The sequence below is a fragment of the Promicromonospora sp. NPDC059942 genome (assembly GCF_042731755.1).
GTDB lineage: Bacteria > Actinomycetota > Actinomycetes > Actinomycetales > Cellulomonadaceae > Promicromonospora.
Genome location: NZ_JBHWLR010000022.1, coordinates 54426 through 73958, shown reverse-complemented (window position 1 = coordinate 73958; position 19533 = coordinate 54426). Strand labels below are relative to the sequence as shown.

20 protein-coding genes are annotated in these 19533 nt (G+C 73.3%); 13 read left to right on the top strand and 7 right to left on the bottom strand.

Going from position 1 to position 19533, the window contains the following annotated elements; all coding sequences use genetic code 11:
* On the bottom strand, nucleotides 1-721 hold a 721-nt coding region (locus ACFV9Q_RS25450), incomplete at its 3' end, for a response regulator (protein WP_377236722.1).
* A gap of 140 nt (nucleotides 722-861) precedes the next feature.
* On the opposite strand from ACFV9Q_RS25450, the gene ACFV9Q_RS25445 reads away from it, so the two are divergent.
* Together ACFV9Q_RS25445 and ACFV9Q_RS25440 are read left to right on the top strand one after the other, a co-directional pair.
* Nucleotides 862-2199 (top strand): sensor histidine kinase, encoded by a 1338-nt coding sequence (locus ACFV9Q_RS25445; RefSeq protein WP_377236721.1) that lies wholly within the window; start codon nucleotides 862-864, stop codon nucleotides 2197-2199.
* Nucleotides 2200-2261: 62 nt separating this feature from the next.
* Entirely contained in the window at nucleotides 2262-3344 is a 1083-nt protein-coding gene (locus tag ACFV9Q_RS25440) for a fatty acid desaturase family protein (RefSeq protein WP_377236720.1), read from the top strand.
* Nucleotides 3345-3348: 4 nt separating this feature from the next.
* Here the strand turns inward: ACFV9Q_RS25440 and ACFV9Q_RS25435 are convergent, their stop codons facing one another.
* Nucleotides 3349-4218, bottom strand: a complete 870-nt coding sequence (locus ACFV9Q_RS25435; RefSeq protein ID WP_377236719.1) for an NmrA family NAD(P)-binding protein — start codon at nucleotides 4216-4218, stop codon at nucleotides 3349-3351.
* Nucleotides 4219-4316: 98 nt separating this feature from the next.
* A complete protein-coding gene (locus ACFV9Q_RS25430; RefSeq protein WP_377236718.1) occupies nucleotides 4317-5249 on the bottom strand; it encodes an oxidoreductase in 933 nt (310 codons plus the stop codon).
* A 96-nt stretch (nucleotides 5250-5345) separates the two neighbouring features.
* Between ACFV9Q_RS25430 and ACFV9Q_RS25425 the strand changes: the two genes are divergently transcribed.
* From ACFV9Q_RS25425 to ACFV9Q_RS25415, 3 genes are all read left to right on the top strand, one after another.
* Nucleotides 5346-6017 carry a DNA-binding response regulator gene (locus ACFV9Q_RS25425; RefSeq protein WP_377236717.1) on the top strand — a complete coding sequence of 224 codons (672 nt, stop codon included), beginning with the start codon at nucleotides 5346-5348 and terminating at the stop codon, nucleotides 6015-6017.
* 109 nt (nucleotides 6018-6126) lie between these two features.
* The gene (locus tag ACFV9Q_RS25420; protein WP_377236716.1) at nucleotides 6127-6540 is read left to right on the top strand and encodes an MmcQ/YjbR family DNA-binding protein; all 414 of its coding nucleotides are present in this window, start codon (nucleotides 6127-6129) and stop codon (nucleotides 6538-6540) included.
* A gap of 9 nt (nucleotides 6541-6549) precedes the next feature.
* Nucleotides 6550-6942, top strand: coding sequence for a YybH family protein (locus ACFV9Q_RS25415; protein ID WP_377236715.1), 393 nt, complete (start codon nucleotides 6550-6552; stop codon nucleotides 6940-6942).
* Here ACFV9Q_RS25415 and ACFV9Q_RS25410 read toward each other — a convergent pair.
* Together ACFV9Q_RS25410 and ACFV9Q_RS25405 are read right to left on the bottom strand one after the other, a co-directional pair.
* Nucleotides 6936-7940, bottom strand: a complete 1005-nt coding sequence (locus ACFV9Q_RS25410) for an NAD(P)-dependent oxidoreductase (protein ID WP_377236714.1) — start codon at nucleotides 7938-7940, stop codon at nucleotides 6936-6938. The genes ACFV9Q_RS25415 and ACFV9Q_RS25410 overlap by 7 nt on opposite strands.
* Nucleotides 7941-7990: 50 nt before the next feature.
* Entirely contained in the window at nucleotides 7991-8524 is a 534-nt protein-coding gene (locus ACFV9Q_RS25405; RefSeq protein WP_377236713.1) for a GrpB family protein, read from the bottom strand.
* 617 nt (nucleotides 8525-9141) lie between these two features.
* On the opposite strand from ACFV9Q_RS25405, the gene ACFV9Q_RS25400 reads away from it, so the two are divergent.
* Nucleotides 9142-9738 (top strand): TOPRIM nucleotidyl transferase/hydrolase domain-containing protein, encoded by a 597-nt coding sequence (locus tag ACFV9Q_RS25400; protein ID WP_377236712.1) that lies wholly within the window; start codon nucleotides 9142-9144, stop codon nucleotides 9736-9738.
* 31 nt (nucleotides 9739-9769) lie between these two features.
* Here the strand turns inward: ACFV9Q_RS25400 and ACFV9Q_RS25395 are convergent, their stop codons facing one another.
* Nucleotides 9770-10816, bottom strand: a complete 1047-nt coding sequence (locus ACFV9Q_RS25395; RefSeq protein ID WP_377236711.1) for an alcohol dehydrogenase catalytic domain-containing protein — start codon at nucleotides 10814-10816, stop codon at nucleotides 9770-9772.
* 32 nt (nucleotides 10817-10848) lie between these two features.
* Entirely contained in the window at nucleotides 10849-11793 is a 945-nt protein-coding gene (locus ACFV9Q_RS25390) for a TIGR03621 family F420-dependent LLM class oxidoreductase (protein ID WP_377236710.1), read from the bottom strand.
* A 190-nt stretch (nucleotides 11794-11983) separates the two neighbouring features.
* On the opposite strand from ACFV9Q_RS25390, the gene ACFV9Q_RS25385 reads away from it, so the two are divergent.
* The 7 genes from ACFV9Q_RS25385 to ACFV9Q_RS25355 all read left to right on the top strand — a co-directional run bounded on the left by ACFV9Q_RS25385 (nucleotide 11984) and on the right by ACFV9Q_RS25355 (nucleotide 19532).
* On the top strand, nucleotides 11984-13000 hold the full coding sequence (locus ACFV9Q_RS25385; RefSeq protein ID WP_377236709.1) for an ABC transporter ATP-binding protein: 1017 nt from the start codon (nucleotides 11984-11986) through the stop codon (nucleotides 12998-13000).
* The gene (locus ACFV9Q_RS25380; protein ID WP_377236708.1) at nucleotides 12997-13848 is read left to right on the top strand and encodes an ABC transporter permease; all 852 of its coding nucleotides are present in this window, start codon (nucleotides 12997-12999) and stop codon (nucleotides 13846-13848) included. The genes ACFV9Q_RS25385 and ACFV9Q_RS25380 overlap by 4 nt, the downstream gene beginning before the upstream one ends.
* A 71-nt stretch (nucleotides 13849-13919) precedes the next feature.
* The gene (locus ACFV9Q_RS25375) at nucleotides 13920-14951 is read left to right on the top strand and encodes a tyrosine-type recombinase/integrase (RefSeq protein ID WP_377236707.1); all 1032 of its coding nucleotides are present in this window, start codon (nucleotides 13920-13922) and stop codon (nucleotides 14949-14951) included.
* Between the two features lie 156 nt (nucleotides 14952-15107).
* Complete coding sequence (locus tag ACFV9Q_RS25370) at nucleotides 15108-15485, top strand: response regulator (RefSeq protein WP_377229410.1); 378 nt, start codon at nucleotides 15108-15110, stop codon at nucleotides 15483-15485.
* A gap of 84 nt (nucleotides 15486-15569) precedes the next feature.
* Nucleotides 15570-18473, top strand: coding sequence for a response regulator (locus ACFV9Q_RS25365; protein ID WP_377236706.1), 2904 nt, complete (start codon nucleotides 15570-15572; stop codon nucleotides 18471-18473).
* Nucleotides 18470-19000 carry a pyruvoyl-dependent arginine decarboxylase gene (locus ACFV9Q_RS25360; protein WP_377236705.1) on the top strand — a complete coding sequence of 177 codons (531 nt, stop codon included), beginning with the start codon at nucleotides 18470-18472 and terminating at the stop codon, nucleotides 18998-19000. Before ACFV9Q_RS25365 ends, ACFV9Q_RS25360 begins: the two co-directional genes overlap by 4 nt.
* A complete protein-coding gene (locus ACFV9Q_RS25355) occupies nucleotides 18990-19532 on the top strand; it encodes a hypothetical protein (RefSeq protein ID WP_377236704.1) in 543 nt (180 codons plus the stop codon). The genes ACFV9Q_RS25360 and ACFV9Q_RS25355 overlap by 11 nt, the downstream gene beginning before the upstream one ends.
* Nucleotide 19533 lies beyond the last annotated feature (1 nt).

Sequence of the window (19533 nt, the reverse complement as noted above, 5' to 3'; positions counted from 1 at the left end):
CCCTTGTCTTGCTTGTTTTTTGTGTGTTTTTTCGCCCCCCCCCCCGCACCAGGCCGGACTCGTAGGCGCAGACCACCATCTGCGTCCGGTCACGCAGGGTGAGCTTGTTCAGGATGCGCGAGACGTGCGTCTTGACGGTCTGCTCGGCCAGGTGCAGCTCAGTCGCGATCTCGGCGTTGGACCGCCCGGCCGCGACGGCCTTCATGACGTCGAGCTCGCGGTCGGTCAGCCCGCCCAGGGTGGCCGCCACCGAGGCGGGCGTGGCCGGCCGCGCGGCGTAGTCCGCGATGAGGGCCCGGGTGATCCTGGGGGACAGGAGCGCGTCGCCGGCCGCGACGGTCCGGACGGCGTGGGTGAGCTCCTCGGGCGGGGAGTCCTTGAGCAGGAACCCGCTCGCGCCCGCGCGCAGGGCGGAGAACACGTACTCGTCGGCGTCGAACGTGGTCAGCATGATCACCTTGGGCGGGGTGCCCGGCATCGCCAGGATCGTGCGGGCGGCGTCCAGGCCGTTGACCTTGGGCATGCGGATGTCCATCAGCACGACGTCGGGCTGCACCCGCCGCACGACGTCGCTGATCCCCGCGCCGTCGTCGCTCGTACCGACCACCGTGATCCCCTCGTGCGCGTTCAGGAGGGCCTCGAACCCGGCGCGGATCATCGACTGGTCGTCGACGATCAGGACCCGGATGTCGCGCCCGGCGACGTCGGGAGGTGGTGGCATGGGGACAACCTAACCTTGGAGACCGACGTGGGGCACAGAGCCGCCCTCTGCCCCGGGGGCGGACGCGACCCGAAAGTATGACACCGGGTCCGTCGTACGGGTGACGCGCCACGGGCGCACGAGCGCATAGCCTGCGCGTGATGGATCACCCACCCGAGACGCCGCCGCGGCCGCGTTCCCTCAACCGGCTGCGCTCGCTGACCCGGCTGGATGTCAACGCGGCCTCGATCGCCCGGCGCGAGATCGTGTGGCTGTGGTCGCTGGTCTCGATCGCGGCCGTCACGCTGGTCGCCGTCGGCTGGCCGGTGACCGCGTCCGGGTACGGCACCCATCCCGCGGCCGCCATGGCCTTCACGCTCGTCAACTGCGCCGCCGCGATCCTGGCGGTGCGCTGGCCGTGGGCCGGGCTCGGCGCGTCGGTCGCGGGCGCCCTGCCCCTGATGATCGTCACCGCCGGCGCCGGCCCCGAGTGGCCCTGGCCGTGGCCGGTCACGGTGCTGCTCGCGCACTGCCTGACGGTGTTCGTGCTGGCCCTGCGCCACTCCTGGTACTGGGCGGCGTCCCTGTGGTCGGTCGGCGCGATGCTGACGGTGTGGGCGCCCGCGGTCCTGAGCGACGGAGGGCACCCGTCCGCCTTCGCCAACGGCGTCGTGCTGGTCTCCCTGAGCGGCGGGTTCGCGCTGGTCGGCGTGATCGTGCGGCTGTGGAGCCTGAGCGTGCTGCGCATGGAGCAGGCCGAGCGGCTCAGCGCCGCGGAGAAGAGCCGGCGCCGTGAGCTGGAGGAACGCAACCGGATCGCGCGCGAGCTGCACGACGTCGTCGCGCACAGCATGTCGGTCATCACCGTCCAGGCGTCCACGGCCCGCTACCGCCAGCCCGGCCTCGACGAGGCGGTGCAGCGCGAGTTCGAGGAGATCGCCGCCTCCTCGCGGCGCGCCCTGGGGGAGATGCGCGGGCTGCTCGGCATCCTGCGTGGCCACGACACGGCACCGACGGCGCCGCTGCCCGGCCTGTCCGACGTCACGGCGTTGATCGAGTCCACGCGCGCCTCCGGTGCCGAGATCACGTACGACGGCATGTACGACGACGCTGCCGGCGACACCGCCGCCGACACGGACGACGACGCGGGCTCCGACCCTTCTCCCGACCAGGGGGTCGGTACCGAGGTGTCCGAGGTCGTCGGCCTCACCGCGTTCCGGGTGGTCCAGGAGGCGCTGAGCAACGCGTTGCGGCATGCCCCGGGCTCTGCCATCGCCGTCCGCATCAGCAGCGACGGGCACGAGCTGCGCGTCGTGGTCACCAACACGTCCCCCGGCCGTGACGACGAACCCACCCCGGGCGCCCGCCTGGGCCTGGCCGGCATCCGCGAGCGCGTGGCGGCGATCGGTGGCACGGTCAGCGCCGGCCCCACGCCCGACGGCGGCTTCGAGCTCGCCGCGACCCTGCCCGTCGAGGACCCCGACCCGCTACCTGCGTAGGGGGTGAGATTGGCTCCTGCGGGGGACGCGCGGTCCACGACCGAGTTCCTAGGTTGACGCCCATGACGACCGACGCCCCGCCCCGCCCGGCCCGCCAACGACGCACGGCCCGCAACGCGCAGACCAACGACTACTTCGAGCTCGTCGAGCGCGCGAACGCTGCGGGTCTGATGGGACGTCGTGTCGGCTGGTACGTCGGCCGCACCATCGGATTCGTGGTGGCCCTCGCGGTCGCGTTCACCCTGCTGCTCACCCTGGGCGACACGTGGTGGCAGCTCGCGGTGGCGGCGCTGTTCGGCGTCGTGTTCACCCAGGGTGCCTTCCTCGCCCACGACGGCGGCCACCAGCAGATCTTCAGCACCGGCAAGCACAACGAGTGGTTCTCCCGGATCATCGGCAACCTCGGCGTCGGGCTGAGCATCGGCTGGTGGAACCGCAAGCACAACAAGCACCACGGCAACCCCAACGTGATCGGCAAGGACGGCGACATCGCCACGGGGGCGCTCGTGTTCGTACCGGGGGAGGAGGCCGGGCGCACCGGGTTCCTCGGCTGGGTCACCCGCCGCCAGGGCTGGCTGTTCTTCCCGATGCTGGCGCTGTTCGGCCCGGTGCTGCACGCCAACTCGGTCCAGACGCTCGCCACGACCCCGGCGATCAAGCACCGCGGAGCGGAGAGCGTGCTCCTGGGCATCCGGCTCATCGGCTTCCCGACCCTCGTCTTCCTCACCCTCGGCCCGGTGCTCGGCCTGGCGTTCATGCTGGTCCAGCTCGCCACCTTCGGCGTCTACATGGGCGCCACCTTCGCCCCCAACCACAAGGGCATGCCGCTGCTGCCCAAGGACCTCGAGATCGACTTCCTGCGCCGCCAGGTCCTCACGTCGCGCAACATCCGCGGCGGACGGTTCGTCGCGTGGGCCATGGGCGGCCTGAACTACCAGGTCGAGCACCACGTCTTCCCGCGGATGCCCAGCGTCAACCTCCGCCAGGTCCGCCCCATCGTGCAGGAGTTCTGCGCCGAGCGCGGCATCCCCTACACCGAGACCGGGCTGTTCGAGTCCTACGGGATCATCGTCGAGTACCTCAACCGCGTCGGCCTGGGCCACGCCGACCCGATGGACTGCCCGATCGTCGCGCAGTACCGGTAGGGCTTCAGGCGGTCGCGCGGACGACGACGTCCAGCGCCGCCGGGGCCCGGCCCGTCAGCCGCAGCACCTCGCCCGACACCCCGCCCCACCGGTCCTCACGGATCGAGGCGAACATGCTGCAGTACGCGTACGTCCACCACGGGTCCTCGCCGGCCCTGGCCAGCTCCTCGGCCAGGGCCGGCGGCGGCACGTCGGAGTACCGCACCGGCCGCCCCGCGATCCCGCTCAGCACCTGCGCCACGGTCTCAAGGGTCGACGACGCCGGCCCGGTCAGGTCGTGGTGCCGCCCGCTCGGCGGCTGCACCGCCAGCGCGGCCAGGCACCGACCGACGTCCGACCGCGAGACCAGCGACACCCGGCCGTCCCCGGCGGGCACCCGCAGCTCACCCGAGCGCAGCGCCGGACGCAGGAACGCCGCGAAGAACTCCGTGAACAGTGACGCACGAGCGAACGAGAACGGCAGCCCACTGCCCTCCAGCAGCCGCTCCGTCCACCCGTTGGTGAACGCGTAGCAGAACGGCGAGGCCAGGTCGGCGTCCACCCCGCTCAGGTACACCACGTGCCCCACCCCGGCGTCGACGGCGGCCCGCACCACGTTCTGGTGCTGCACCACCATCCGCGCGGCCTCACCGTCCCCGGACACGAACACCAGCACGTCGACACCGCCCAGCGCCGCCACGAGCGACCCCGGCTCGTCGTAGTCCGCCCGCACCGCGGTCACCACGCCCGACCGCAGCGCCTGCTCCGTCAACCTCGCCGGCACCGCCTCCGGACGACGCGCGAGCGCCACGACCTGGTGCCCGGCGCTCGCGGCCAGGAGGTTGACGACCTGACTGCCGAGCGTGCCGGTCGAACCGGTGACCGCGATCCTCACGCAGGTCAGGGTACGCGGACCCGGCGCCGGCCCGGCGGGACGATCCGCATGGCTGGACGGTCCCCGTAACGGGGGCAGGCCGCCCGAGGAACAAGCGACTAGGCGATCCCGTCCAGCACCGCCAGCTCGTCCTCGGTGAGCCGCAGGGCGCTCGCGGCGACGTTCTCCTCCAGGTGCGCCACGCTGCCCGTGCCGGGGATCGCCAGGACGTGCGGGCCGCGGTGCAGGGTCCAGGCCAGCCGGACCTGCGCCGGGGTGGCGTCGTGCGCCGCGGCGACCGCCTCGACCTCGGCCCGGCCCGTGTCGTCGTGGCCGCCCGCCGGGGAGGCGCCCGGGACCGCCGCTCCGACGGCGAAGAACGGCACGAACGCGATGCCGCGCTCGCCGCACAGGGTGAGCAGGTCGTCGTCCTCGCGGTGCGTGAGGCCGTACTGGTTCTGCACGCACACCACGGGCGCGATGGTCAGCGCCTCGGCGAGCTGCTCGGCCAGCACGTTGGACACGCCCAGGTGCCGGACCAGGCCCGCCTCACGCAGCTCCGCGAGCGCGCCGAAGTGCTCCGCGATGGACTCGGGCGCGCGTCCCTCGCCCGCCATCCGCGTGCCCCAGCGCAGGTTGACGACGTCGAGGTGGTCGCGACCGAGCTGCCGCAGGTTCTCCTCGACCTGGCCGCGGAGCTGGTCGGGGCGCGCCATGGGCTCCATCTGCCCGTCGCGCGACCGGGCCGGGCCCACCTTCGTGGTGATGACCAGGTCGTCAGCGTCGGGCTGCAGGGCGGCGCCGATCAGCTCGTTGGCCGAACGGGTGGCGGTGAAGTAGAACGCGGCCGTGTCGATGTGGTTCACGCCGAGCTCGACGGCCCGGCGCAGCACCGCGAGCGCCGAGCCGCGCTCACGGGGCGTCTCGTCCCAGGGCATGCCCATCAGCCGCATGGCGCCCAGCCCGATGCGGTTGACCGTGCGGTCGCCGAGCTGCCAGGTGCTGGGGGGAGTGGTGGTCGAGTTCGTGTTCGTGGTCGTCTCTGCGCTCATGGAGCCAGCCTCGCTCCGGGCCGGCCCGATACCGCGGCCATGGCAGGTTGTTGCCGCTCCGGCGTCCGCGCCTGGTGCCGTGCGACGCCGGAGGGCATGATCGACGTCATGCAGACGGGCGAGGTGGTCACCATCGTGCACGGCGAGCGCGAGCTCCTGGAGCGCACGGCGCACCTGATGGCCACCGCCACCGACGTCGCCTGCGCCGCCAACGACCTCGCCACCTGGGCCCGGGCGCAAGCCTCGGGCGAGCTCGCCGACGCGATCCGCACCCGCCGCCCCGGCGACGTCCGCATCCGCAAGGTCTACCGCTCCGCCCTGCTGCTCGACCCCGTCGCCGCCCAGGGCCTGGCCCGGGACCGCGACCGGCACGGCGCGCAGATCCGCATCACGAGCGACGAGATCAACGAGACGATCATCCTCGACCGCCGCCTGGTCATCCTCGCCGGCGACGTCCGCGCCGGGCAACGCAGCTACAGCGTCATCACCCAGCGCGAGACCGTCCAGGGCGTCACGTCCCTGTTCGACGCCGCCTGGCGGTCCGCCACCGAGCTCGACGTCTACGACAACCGGATCGCCGAGATCCGCCAGCTCGCACCCCAGGTCCTGGACCTGCTCAGCCAGGGGGTCAAGGACGAGACCGCCGCCCGCACGCTCGGACTCGGCGTACGCACCTACCGCCGCCGCGTCGCCGAGCTCATGGACGCCCTCGGCGCCGGGTCACGCTTCCAGGCCGGGGTCCGCGCCCGGGAGCTCGGGCTCGTCTGACACCTGCCGCCCCGGCAGGCCTGGTCCCGCGGATGTGGTCCGGGCGGATGTGGTCCGGGCGGATGTGGTCCCAGCAGGCGTGTCAGTGGCGGGTGCAAGACTCACGCACGTGACCGAACGCGCACCCGTCCCCGTCGACGTCGTCGAGCAGCTCGCCGCGATCCTCGAACGTCTGCCCGAGTGTCGCGAGCACGACGCCTGGACCGGCGTCGCCTGGAAGACCCGGGACGCCACCGTCGCCCACGTGTTCGGCGGCGAGGACGGCCTGGTCCGGATCACCTTCCGCGCCGACCCCGACGAGGTCGCGGCGTTCCAGCACCTCGGACCCCAGTACTTCAAGGCCGACTGGGGCAGCAACGTCGTCGGCCTCGTCCTCGACCAGCACACCGACTGGGACGAGCTCACCGAGCTCCTGACCGACTCCTACTGCATCCAGGCCCCGCAGCACCTCGCCGACCAGATCGACCGACCCGGACCCACCACCCCCGACGCACCCCATGCCGCCAAGGCACCCGCTGAGTAACCTCGGGAGATGACCCAGCGCACCGCCGTCGAGACCTGGATCCGCGACTACGAACGCCTCTGGCGCACGGCCGGCACCGACGGCCTCGCCGAGCTCTTCACCCCGGACGCCACCTACCAGCCCTCACCCTGGGCACCACCCGTCGTCGGGCTCCCGGCGCTCGCGGAGTTCTGGGAGAGCCACCGCGACGGGCCGGACGAGCAGTTCACGCTGACGGCGCAGGTGCTCGCCGTCGACGGGCCGACCGCGGTGGTCCGGGCGAAAGTGGAGTACCTGGAGCCGGGGGACCGCTGGCGCGACCTGTGGATCCTGGAGCTCGACGACGACGGGCGGTGCAGCGCGTTCGAGGAGTGGCCGTTCGCGCCGGACCAGGACAGCGCGCCCGGACAGGACAGTCAGTAGCCGCGGTCCCGGGCGACGTCCGACGCCGGCTGCGACCCCGCCCGGATCGCCGTCAGCGCCGCATCGAGGCCGGCCACGACGTCGGACGGCAGGGTGAGCCCGGAGACGTGCGGCGTGATCGTGACGTCGGGCCGCCGCCACAGGGGCGACGACGCCTCCAGCGGCTCGCGCTCGACGACGTCCAGCGTGGCGTGCCGCACCCGGCCCGAGTCGAGCGCGTCCAGCAGCGTGGCGGTGCGGACCGCGGAGCCACGGCCGATGTTGACCAGGTGCACCCGTGCGAAGGCCCGCAGCAGCTCGGGCGTGATCAGCCCGTCGGTCTGCGGGGTGTGGGGGAGTGCGAGCACGAGGACGTCGGCGCGCGCAGGATCGAACGCCTGTGCGATGCTCGCCGGAGCTGCTTTGGTCGTAAGTTCCGACGTCGCAGGCTCTGCTGTCGCACCGAACGCCTCGACGAGGGGGAGTACCGCGTCGAAGGCGTCGTCGGGGCGGCCCGTCCGGCTCAGGCCCACGACGCGGTACCCGAGGGTCGCCAGGGTCCGGGCGATCGCCGCGCCCATGGCGCCGGTGCCCACCACGACGGCCTCGCGACGATCGGGCGACGCGGGCGGGTTCGACGTATCCCAGGTCGCCGTCGTCGCCTGTGCGAGATAGCGGGCCACCTGCCAGCGTTCCGCGAGGACCCAGGTCAGCACGTACTCGGCGATCCGCCCGGGCATCGTGCCGGTGGTGCGGGTCAGGACGACGTCGTCCGGCAGGGCCGGCGCCAGGTGCTCGACGCCGGCGAAGGGGGAGTGGACCCACGCCGCGCCTACCGCCTGCGCCGGATCCGTGGTGATCGCGAGCGTCGCATCCCCGTCGGTGACCTCCAGCCCGTTCGATTGCGCCCACGACACGAGCGCGGCACGCCAGGCCGGATCGACGTCGGCGCCGAGGCGCACGGTAGGACGACGACGGAGCGTGTCGGCCAGGTCGGAGACAGCGGGTCGAGAGGTCACGTGGTGATTCTGCCGGTACGGACGCACCGGTACTGCGTTATGTCAGAAGGTTACGCCGGTGAGCTCCAGGCCCGGGCCTCGTCCATCAGCTCACCGATCAGGGGCGCCTTCCCGGACCGGTATCGCACGCGGTCCCGCCGGTCCTGCGCCGCGAGCTCGGCCTTCAGCGTCGCGTAACGGTGTGCCGCCTCGGGATGAACGCGCAGGTAGTCGCGGAACAGCAGCCAGTCGCGCCAGCCGGTCGATGCGTGCTCTACGACGTGCAGGTGGTGCGTGCGGAGCTCCGCCGACGGGAAGCAGACCGACCATTTGCGCTGTTCGACGTCGCCGGGTTCCGGGGCGTGCACCCAGCCGATCCTGAGCAGCTCAGGGAGCGCCGGAGCGAAGGCCTGGTGGTCGTCGACGACGGCGAGCATGTCGACGATGGTCTTGGCCGGAAGTCCGGGCACCGACGTCGACCCGATGTGCTCGACAGGTGCGACCAGCAGACCGGCCAGCACGGGCTCCAGGGCGAGCCGCTGGGTGTCGAAGTCGTGCTGCCAGCGCGGGTCGTGAGGCTGGACGACGATGGGATCCTGACGCACCGGCACAGCGTGGCACAGGTCGCGGCTGTCGCTGAGATCGTTGCAGATGCCGGAATCTACGAGCTGATGTGCCAGTTCCACGCCAGATCCGTGCCCGATCCGATAATGCACATTATGTCATTACGGCGCGGAGAAGCCCTCAGGACAGATCCCCCGGACGCGGCGCATCAAGCCGCCGAGCGGCCGAACGCGGCCACTGAACATGACCACCAAGCCCTCCGGCGCCCAGCGAGCCGCCTGCGGGCCACCCCTCACCTTTGAGGCCCAGCTTTCTTCGCTTTGACGAGTCTCAAAGCGAAGAAAGCTGGGCCTCAAAGGTGATCGGACGACGATGCCGCACCGGTCCGTTGAACGTCGACCTGTTGAATGTCGGGCCGCTGATCACCGCACGAGCGAAACTGCGCGCAGCCGGCGACTCGACTGCTTGACTGCCTGCACGAGCACATTCCTCGGCTCGCCCCAGGCGCCCCACCCCTACCGGCACCCGGCCCCCAAGAAACTTAAAGCAGTGTGTATAGCGCAACACAACTGTCTTCCAACATCAAACAAGATCATCACGGTAGCAGGCCGGATTTTCTGCGGCGCCGCCCCGCGCCGCGGGCATACGCTCCGAGACGATGAACCTCGCCGGAATACTCGCCGCCTCCACGAGCACCGCAGTGCTCGTGGAGGGCGAGAGCGACCGCGTGGCCGTCGAGGCCCTCGCCGCACGGCTCGGTCTCCCCCTCGCCGACCTCGGTGTGCAGGTCGTCGCCATGGGCGGCATCACCAACATCGGCCACCACCTCGTCGCCCTGTCCGGTGAGCGCCCCGCCGATGGCCGCGGCGTGCGGGTGGGCGGCCTGTACGACGCCGCCGAGGAACGCTTCGTGATCAAGGGGCTGGACCGCGTCGGGCTCCGCCCGGAGGCCGCCACCACTCCCCTGCCCGAGCACGGCTTCTTCCGCTGCGACCGGGACCTCGAGGACGAGCTCATGCGGGGGGTCGGCACCGAGGGTTTCCTGGCCCTGATCAAGGCCGAGGGCGAGCTGCGCAGCTTCGAGCGGCTGCGGGGCCAGCCCGCACAGCGCGAACGCACCACCACCCAGCAGCTGCACCGGTTCATCGGTTCCAAGGGCGGCCGCAAGGAACGCTACGGGCGGCGCCTCGCCGAGACGCTCCCCCTGGACCGGGTGCCGGCCCCGCTCGACGCGCTGCTGCGCTGGGCCACCTGAGCCGGAGTCCCGCGAGCCGCTAGCCCCGTCCTCACGCCTTCCGCGGGTCGAGCACCACCATCCCGGCGCGGGGCGCGGAGTCCATCGTGGGCACGAGCGCGGCCGCCTCGGCCAGGCCGACCACCCGGTCGAGCAGGTCCTGGGGCCGCAGCGCGCCGGAGGCGACGAGGTCGAGCATCTCCGGGTAGTCGACGGCGGCCATGCCGTGGCTGCCGAGCACGTCGAGCTCCCAGCCGATCACGCGCCCCATCGGCACGCGCGGGCCGCCGTCGACGGGCGGGAAGAGCCCGACCTGGACGTGGCGGCCGCGTCGGCGCAGGCTCAGGATCGCGTCGGCGCACGTCTGCTCGCTCCCGACGGCGTCGATCGCGACGTGGGCGCCGCCGTCGGTCAGCTGGTGGACGACGGCGGGGACGTCGAGCCCATCGACCAGCACGGTGCGCTCCGCGCCGGCGCGGCGGGCGGCCTCCAGGGCACCCTCGGAGCGGTCGACGGCGATGACGTGCGCCCCGCGGGCCACGGCGATCATGACGGCGCTGAGCCCGACGCCGCCCGCCCCGACGACCACGACCCACTCCCCTGCCCGGACCTGCGCGCGGCCGGCCACGGCCCGGTAGGCGGTGGCGAACCGGCAGCCGAGGCTCGCGGCCGCCTCGAACGTGACGCCCTCGGGGATGGCGACGAGGTTGGCGTCGGCGGCGTGGAGCACGACGAGCTCGGCGTACGACCCCCAGTGCGTGAAGCCGGGCTGGGTCTGGTCGGGGCAGACCTGGGCCTGGCCGGTGCGGCACCACTCGCAGGTGCCGCAGCCGCTGACGAACGGCACGGTGACGCGGTCCCCCTCGCGCCACCGGGTGACGCCGGCGCCCACCTGCGCGACGGTGCCCGCGAGCTCGTGCCCGGGCACGTGCGGCAGGGCGGGGATGTCGGGGTCGTGCCCGGCCCAGGCGTGCCAGTCGCTCAGGCACAGCCCGGTGGCGTGCACGCGGACGACGACGCCGCCGTCGGGGGCCGTCACGTCGGGGACCTCCCGGACGGAGGTCGGGCCCTGGAACTCGTCGAAGAGGATCGCTCGCACGAGCGGATTCAACCACGCGGGACCGACACCCCTCACTCCCCCGCGAGGATCCCCAGCACCGGGGTGAACGCGTCGACCAGCTCCTCGGAGACCACCAGGTAGGAGATGCCGAGGCGCTCGCGGCGGTCGCGGAGCTGGTCGGCCATGTCCTGGGGCGAGCCGGTGACCACGGAGAGGGCCCCTGAGGCCGCGAGCGCCGTCGGGTCGATGCGGTCGGCGAGGTAGCGGGGTACGGCGTCGCCGACGGCCATGAGGTTGACGTTGAGCTCCACGGGCGCAGGGGTGGGCGAGGCGCCGGGCGCACCGGCGGGCGCACCGGCGGGCACGGGACGGCTGCGTTCGGCGTCGCGCACGCGTTCGACGAGCTTGCCTGCCGTGTCCGCGTCGGCGTCGAGCGGGATGCCGAGGGCGACGGTGTCGGCGTGCCTGCCGGCGAGGGTGAGCATGCGGGTCCCGCCGGCGCCGATCAGGAGCGGGACGTGGTGCGGCTGGGTGCCGTACGGGACCACGTGGGCGTCGGTGGTGGTGTAGTGCTCGCCGGTGGTGGTGACGGTCTCGCCGTCGAGCAGGCGGCGGATGATGCCGACGGACTCGGCGAGGCGGGACACGCGTACCCCGGGCTGGTCGAACGTGCGTCCGAGCATGGCGTTGTCGGGGCCGGTGCCGGGGTGTCCGGCGCCGATGCCGAGCTCGAAGCGTCCGTCGGACAGGACGGCGAGGGTCGTGGCGTCCTTGGCGACGAGCACGGGGTGGCGGAAGTCGTTGGCCAGGACGTAGGTGCCCAGGTGCAGTCGGGTGGTCGCGGTGGCGGCCGCGGCGAGCATGGGCAGCACGGACAGGCCGTGGGCGATGCTGTCGGGCATCACGAGGGTGTCGAAGCCGAGGCGTTCGATGTGGCGTGCGTGGTCGAGCCAGGCGGCGCCGGTGGGTGCCTGCGAGGCGACGACGCCGAACCGGAAGGGTTGTGTGCTGTTCACGGGTCTCTCCGTCCTGGGCGTGTCCCTTGGGTCAGTCCTTGGTTCAGTCCCTTGGGTCAGGCAACTGTGCGCGCCCGGTGGGCACAACCACATTCGTCGGTGGGCGAAGCTGCTCGTACGCAAACCTGCGTACACGGGTGTCGCTCCCGGACGGACGCAGGGCACCCCGGGGCGGGGCGACCGTGGGGTCATGGACACGCCACGCACGACCACGACTGGTGCGGCAGGGACAGGTGCCGCAGGGACACCCTCGGCGGAGACGGCGCCCCCGCACGACCTCGTGCTGCGCACCGACGCGCTGACCAAGCGGTACGGCGACCGGACCGCCGTCGACCGGGTCAGCATGACGGTGCGCCGGGGCGAGGTGTACGGCTTCCTGGGGCACAACGGCGCGGGCAAGACGACGACGCTGCGGATGGTGCTCGGGCTGGTGCGCCCCACCGCGGGACGGGCCACGGTGCTCGGGCACCCTGCAGGACGGCCCGGGGTGACGGCGCGGGTGGGCGCCCTGGTGGAGGGTCCGGGCTTCTACCCGTACCTGTCGGGTCGGGACAACCTGCGCGTCCTGGCCCGCTACCAGCACCTGCCGCGCACCGAGGTCGAACGGGTCCTGGACCAGGTCGACCTGACCGGCCGCGGCGGCGACGCCTACAAGGGCTACTCCCTGGGCATGAAGCAGCGCCTCGGCGTGGCCGCGGCCCTGCTCGGCGACCCGGAGCTCGTCATCCTGGACGAGCCCACCAACGGCCTGGACCCCGCGGGGATGGCGGACATGCGCGCCCTGGTCGTCTCCCTCGCCCGGGGCGGCCGCACCGTCCTGCTGTCCAGCCACCTGCTGGCCGAGGTGCAGGAGATCTGCGACCGCGTCGGGATCATCGACCACGGCCGGCTGCTGCGGGAGGCCCGCGTCGCCGACCTGCGCGGCGGCGTCACCGTGCGGGTGCGTGCCACCCCGCACGACACGGCGCTCGCGGTCGCCACCCGGCTGGCCGGCCCGGGCGCCGTCCGCCCGCTGCCCGACGGCGCCCTCGGTGTGGACCTGCCCGCGAGCGCCGCACCCGACCTGACGCGCGCGCTGGTCGCGGCGGGGGCCGACGTGCACGAGGTGGCGCCCAGCGAACGCACCCTGGAGGAGGTCTTCTTCGAGCTGACGACGCCGGACCCCACGACCCCCAGCAGCACGACCGGGAAGGAACCCGTCTCATGACCACCGTCCTGCACGCCACCCGCGCCGAGCTGCTCCTCCTGCGCCGCTGGCCCGCCGTCTGGATCACCGTCGGCGCCTGGGTGGCCCTCGCCCTGACGTTCGGCTACGTCTTCGACTACGTCACCTGGGCCACCGGCACCGAGACCTTCGCGACCGAGGGCGCGGCCGCCGCCCGCGACGCGCTCCTGGCCGGGCTCCTCCCCCAGGCCGTGCCCGACGTCCTGGTCCAGGGCATGCCCATGTTCGGCGGGGCGCTCGCGATGGTGCTCGGCGCCCTGGTCGCGGGCAACGGCTTCGGCTGGGGCACCTGGAAGACCGCGTTCACCCAGGGACCCTCCCGCACCGCCGTCGTCGGCGGCTCCCTGACCGCCCTGAGCGTCGTCGTGCTCCTCATGGTCGCGGCCACCCTGGCCCTGTTCACCGCCGTCTCGGCCGGGATCGCGCTCGCCGAGGACCAGGCCGTCGTCTGGCCCACCGCGAGCGCCATTGCCCAGGCCGTCGGCAGCGGGCTGCTGGTGCTCGAGATGTGGGCCCTGCTCGGCTACACCGTGGGTGTGCTGGCGCGGGGACCGGCGCTCGCGGTGGGGCTCGGGCTGGTGTGGGCCCTGGTGGTGGAGAACCTGTTGCGCGGCGTGGGTTCGCTGCTGGACGCCGTGGAGCAGGTGACGCACTACCTGCCGGGCACGGCCGCCGGGTCCCTGGTCGGTGCGCTCACGGGGACGGGGACGGGCACGCCCGGTGTGCTCGACGTCGTCCCGGGCGGGCAGGCGGTGGTCACGGTCGTGGCCTACGTGGTGGGGCTGTGTGCCGTGGTGCTGGTGGTGCTGCGCCGCCGCGACCTCGCATGAGGTCCCGTCGCAGGTCAGCGGCGCATTCCGGCATATCGGGAGTGTCAGTGGTCCCGCTTAGGGTGGCGGACATGGTCGCTCCTCCGCGCCTCGAGCGCATCACTGTCGACGAAGCCGCCCGCCGCTACCTGGCGGCGGTCGAGGTCGAGACGATCCGCGGTGTCCTGTCCCCCGCCACGGCGCGCAGCTACACGCGTGACGTGACGGAGTTCGGGCGTCTGACGGGGCGCGAGCGCATCCTGGACGACGTGACGGGCTCGGACGTCGACACCGTGCTGGTGCGGTACCAGTCGGCGCCCGACGCCCGGTACACCGACCCGGACCGCAAGGCCGGGCCGGGTCGCAGCACGGCGACGGTCAACCGGTTCCGGCAGTCGGTCACCCGGTTCTTCGCCTACGCGGCGCGGGAGTGCTGGGTGCAGGCCGACCCGATGCAGTGGGCGGCGCCGCCGGCGAAGGTGCGCGGCACCCTGCGCACCGCCCGTACGGCGCTGTCCGCGAGCGCGGCGCGCAGCCTGCTGACCACCCCGCCGTCGGACACCCCCGCGCGCACGGACCAGGACCTCGCGCTGCGGGACCGGCTCGTGGTGGCGCTCCTGCTGGTCCTGGGGCCGCGGGTCTCGGAGCTGGCCCGCACGGACGTCGACGACGTCGCGCGCGAGCCCGAGCGCACCACGTGGCGCATCCGCGGCAAGGGCGGCAACACCCGCACCGTGACGCTGTCCCCGCCCCTGGCGCGCGCCCTGGAGGACTACCTGACCAACCTGCGGCCCGCCCTGGCCGCCAAGCGTCCCCACGACGACGACGCGCAGCGGGCGCTCCTGCTGTCGTGGCGCGGACGGCGCATCGACACGCAGGCCATCCGCGCCCTGCTGGCCCGTGCCGTGCGCCGGATGCCCGCGCCCTACCAGCGCGAGGCCACGCCCCACGCCCTGCGGCACACCACGGCCACCCTGCTCGTCGCGGACGGTTGGGACGTGAAGGTCGTCGCCGAGCTGCTCGGGCACGCGTCGATCGCCACCACCGGCGTCTACCTCGACCGCATCGAGGGCGAGCTGGCAGCGGCGATCCGGTCTCACCCCCTGGCGGCCGCCATCGAGTGAGCCGCCATCGAGTGAGGTGCGTCCGGCGGGGCGCGGACCCACCCCGGCCGTGGCAGCATGTGAGCCCATGAGGACACTCGGTCCGAGGGCATCGGGCGGGGCATCGGGCAGGGCATCCGCCCCGGCCGCCGCGGTGGCGGGGCGGGCGGCGGCGCGGTGAGCCGCCGGATCCTGGTCGTCGACGACGACGAGGCGATCCGCGACGTCGTGCGTACCGGCCTGGAGATGGTCGCCCGGTGGTCGGTGCGCCTGGCTAGCAACGGGGAGCAGGCCATCACCCTGTGCGGCGAGGACCCGCCGGACGCCGTCCTGCTGGACGTCATGATGCCGACGATGGACGGGCCGACGACGTTCGCCCGGCTGCAGGACGACCCCCGCACCCGCAGCGTGCCCGTGATCCTGCTGACCGCGAAGGTGCAGCCCGTGGAACGGCGGCAGTACGAGGACCTCGGCGTCGCCGGGGTGCTCGCCAAGCCGTTCGATCCGCTGACGCTGCCCGACCAGATCGCGGACCTCCTCGGCTGGCAGCGCTGACCCGGTCGTCGGCCACCCCGGACGCACTCGGTCGATCACCGCGCTGATCTGCGGGTCCGGCACGGGTGAATTACCCTCTGGCACATGGTGTCGCGGCGCGGTGCTGCGCAGTCACGAGACAGGTTTCTGCGCTGGTGCTGGGTCTCCGGCACCGCCGTGGTGCTGCTCGTCCTCGCCCTCCTGAGCCCCCTGGGCCAGGCGACGCGCGAGCAGATCTCCATGGCGGCGATCGCCGCCGCCGGTGTCGCCGCGGCCATCAGCTGCGCGCAGCGCGCGACCCGGTCCACCGGCCGGCGCCGGCGCGCCTGGGCCGTGCTCTCCCTCGGCGGGGTCGTCGGCCTGGCCGGCAACGTCTACTCGGGGCTCGTCGGCGACCCCGAGACCGGCGACGCTGCCTACATCGCGGCCCTGCTGCTCGGCGTCGTCGGCCTCTCGCTCTTCCCCGCCGTCCGCCCGCGCGGCCAGGAGCTCGTGCGCATGCTGCTGGACAGCGTCGTGGTCGGCGGCTCCGTGCTCTACATCGCGCTGTTCGCCCTCGCCCTGCAGGCCGACACGCCCCAGGCGGAGCCCGCGCTCACCGCCTACGCGCTCCCCGTGGTCGACGCCCTGCTCGCCACCCTCGCCGTCCAGGTCATGACCCGCTCGAACACCGCGGAACGGGTACCGCTCGTGCTCGTCGGCGGCGGGTTCGTGCTCTACGCCGTCGCCGACGTCGCGTTCGCGCTGCTGTCCGCAGCGGGCGGCTTCACCTTCGGCAGCCCCGTCGACGCCGCCTGGGCCGGCGGGTACATCGCCATCGCGCTCGCCGCCCGCCACCCCGCCGCGTCCGGCAGCCCCGTCGTCGACCGCGCCGAGCACGGCACACCCGTGCTCGGCACCGTCGTCACGTTCTGCCTGTTCCTCGGCGCCGCCCTCGTCCGCGTCGTGCAGACCGGCAACCAGACGCTCCCCCCGGTCGCCAACGCGCTCTGGGTCGCCGTCCTCGTCGCCGTCGTCGCACGCCAGATCCTCGTCGTCGTGGACAACGAGTCCCTGCGCCACGGCCTCGAACGCCGCGTCCAGGAACGCACCGCCCAGCTGCGCTCCCTCGCGAGCGAACGCGAACGCACCCTGGAGTCCGTCGCCGACGGCATCTACGGCGTCGACCCGGACGGCTGCGTCACCTTCGTCAACACCGCCGGCGCCTACACCCTCGGCGCCTCCGCGAGCGACCTGGTCGGACGCGACGCCCACGCCACGTTCCACGCCCCCGCCGACGACGGCAGCCCCCTGCCCGCCGAGGGCTGCTACATCGCCGAGGCCCTGCGCGACGGCATCACGGTCACCGCCGAGCAGGACGTCTACCTCCGCCCCGACGGCAAGCAGGTCCCCGTCGAGGTCACCGCCAGCCCCCTGCGCGACGACGGGGTCATCCGCGGCGCCGTCGTCGTCTTCCGCGACGTCACCGAACGCCGCGAGGTCGAACGGATCAAGGACGAGTTCGTGTCCGTCGTCAGCCACGAGCTGCGCACCCCGCTCACCGCCATCCGCGGGGCCCTGTCCCTGCTGGACAGCGACGCCCTGGACGACTCGCCCGAACAGGCCGCGCGCATGGTCCGCGTCGCCCTGACCAGCAGCGAACGCCTCGGCCGCCTCGTCGACGACATCCTGGACACCGAACGCCTCGAAGCCGGCACCACCCAGCTCGAGATGGCAGAACACCCCGTCGACGACCTCGTCGCCGCCGCCGTCGACCAGGTCGCCGTCCTCGCGGACGACGCCGGGATCACGCTCGAACCCACCAGCTCCACCGAGACCGTCCGCGCCGACCCCGAACGCGTCGTGCAGACCCTGACCAACCTGCTCGGCAACGCCGTCCGCTTCTCCCCGCCCGGCAGCACCGTCCGCGTGACCGCCGCCCCCGTCGGCGACCTCGTCGAGATCCGCGTCGACGACGAAGGCCGCGGCATCCCGCCCGACAAGCTCGAAGCCGTCTTCCGGCGCTTCGAACAGGTCGACGCCTCCGACACCCGCGAACGCGGCGGCTCCGGCCTCGGCCTGACCATCGCCCGCAGCATCGTCGAACGCCACGGCGGCCGCCTCTGGGCCGTCAGCCAGGGCGAGGGCACCGGCTCCAGCTTCCGCTTCACCCTGCGCCGCGCCACCCCCCACCCGGCCCGGACACCCGAACCAGCGCCCGACGACGACGCCGCCACCCGCGTCATCGTCGTCGACGACGACCAGTACGTCGTCGACGTCCTGCGCACCGTCCTCGAAGAACGCGGCTACGACGTCATCGGCCTGACCGACGGACGCGCGGCGCTCGCCGCCGTCGAGGACGAGCACCCCGCCGCGATCGTCCTCGACCTCGCGATGCCCGGCACCAGCGGCGCCGAGGTCCTCAGCCGGCTGCGCCAGTCCGCCGCCACCGCCGACGTCCCCGTCGTCGTCCTGTCCGGCACCCGCCCCCACGACGCCCTGGAGACCGCGGCGCTCGCGGACGACTGGCTGGTCAAGCCCGTGGACCCGGACCGCATCGTGGAGACCGTCCGGGACGTCATCCGGCGCCAGCCCCACCACGGCCGGGTGCTGCTGGTCGAGGACCACGAGGAGCTGCGGACCGTCGTGGCGACCGTCCTGCGCAACGCCGGCCTGGTCGTGACGACCGCGAGCTCCGTGGACGCGGCGCGCGAGGCCCTGAGCCAGGGCGCCGACCCGGACCTCGTCGTCCTCGACCTCACGCTGCCCGACGGCAGCGGGCGGGAGCTCGTCGCCGACCTGCGCCGCGACGGCCGGCTGCGGCGCGTGCCGCTGGTCGTGTACACGGGCGCGGAGGTCAGCCGTTCCGACCGGGCGGACCTCCGCCTGGGCCGCACCGTCTTCCTGACCAAGGGCCGCGCGGCGCCCGACACCGTGCTGCGCTCCGTGCTCGACCTCCTGGACGTCGCGGCGGGCCGGGCCGGCGACGTCGGCCGACCCGGACAGAACCCCACGGTGAGGAACCCATGACCCAACCCCTGACGGAACCCCGTACACAGCCGCTGACGATTCGCGTGAGCGCGGGCAGCGGCTCGGGACGTACGCCCCTGGCCGCGTTCGACGCCGCCCTGGCGGCGGCCGGCGTGAGCGACTTCAACCTCGTGCGGCTCAGCTCGATCGTGCCGGCCGGCAGCCGGGTGGTGGAGGTCGAGGGTCCAGCGCAGCTGCGCGGCGACCACGGCGACCTCCTGTACTGCGTGTACGCGAGGGCGCACACGTCGCTGCCGGGGCACGAGGCCTGGGCCGGGGTCGCGTGGTCACGGCGCGACGACGGCACCGGCGCCGGCCTGTTCGTCGAGCACGAGGGCCCCTCCCACGAGCAGGTCCTGGCCGACCTCACGCGCAGCCTCGAGGACCTCTCGGCGACGCGGGGCGACCGGTACCGCCCCGAGGGCCACCGCGTCACGGGCATCACCTGCGTCACGCTGCCCGTGTGCGCCGTCGTCGTCGCGACCTACCGGCGCACCGGCTGGCTGGAGACCACCGGTGAGCGCTGACGTCGCCTTCGAGCAGGTCGTGGACGGCGCCGACGCCGAACGCTTCTGGACCCTCTACCTCGACGCCTTCGAGCCGCTGCGCACCCGGGCCGCCGCCCGCCACGTGCTGTACCGGGAGGAGTTCGACGCGGAGATGGCCGACCCGCGCGTGACCAAGCTCCTCGTGCGCGACGACCAGGGGGACGCCGTCGGGCTGACGACGCTCGCGACGGACCTCGCCGCCGTGCCGTGGGTCAGCCCCGAGTTCTTCGCCGCGCGCTACCCCGAGCACGCCGCGCGCGGGGCGCTGTGGTACATCGGGTTCACGCTCGCGCACCCCGGGCGGCGCGCCACGCGCACGTTCATGGACATGATCGACGCCCTCGTCGGGCACCTCGCCGAGCACCGGGTCGTGTGCGCCTACGACGTGTCGCGGTTCAACGACGACTCGCTGCGGTTCGCCGAGAACCTGCGCCGCCACCTGGAGCGCACGCAGGACGTCACCGTCGAGACCGTGGACCGCCAGTCGTACTACGCGACGACGTTCCACTGAC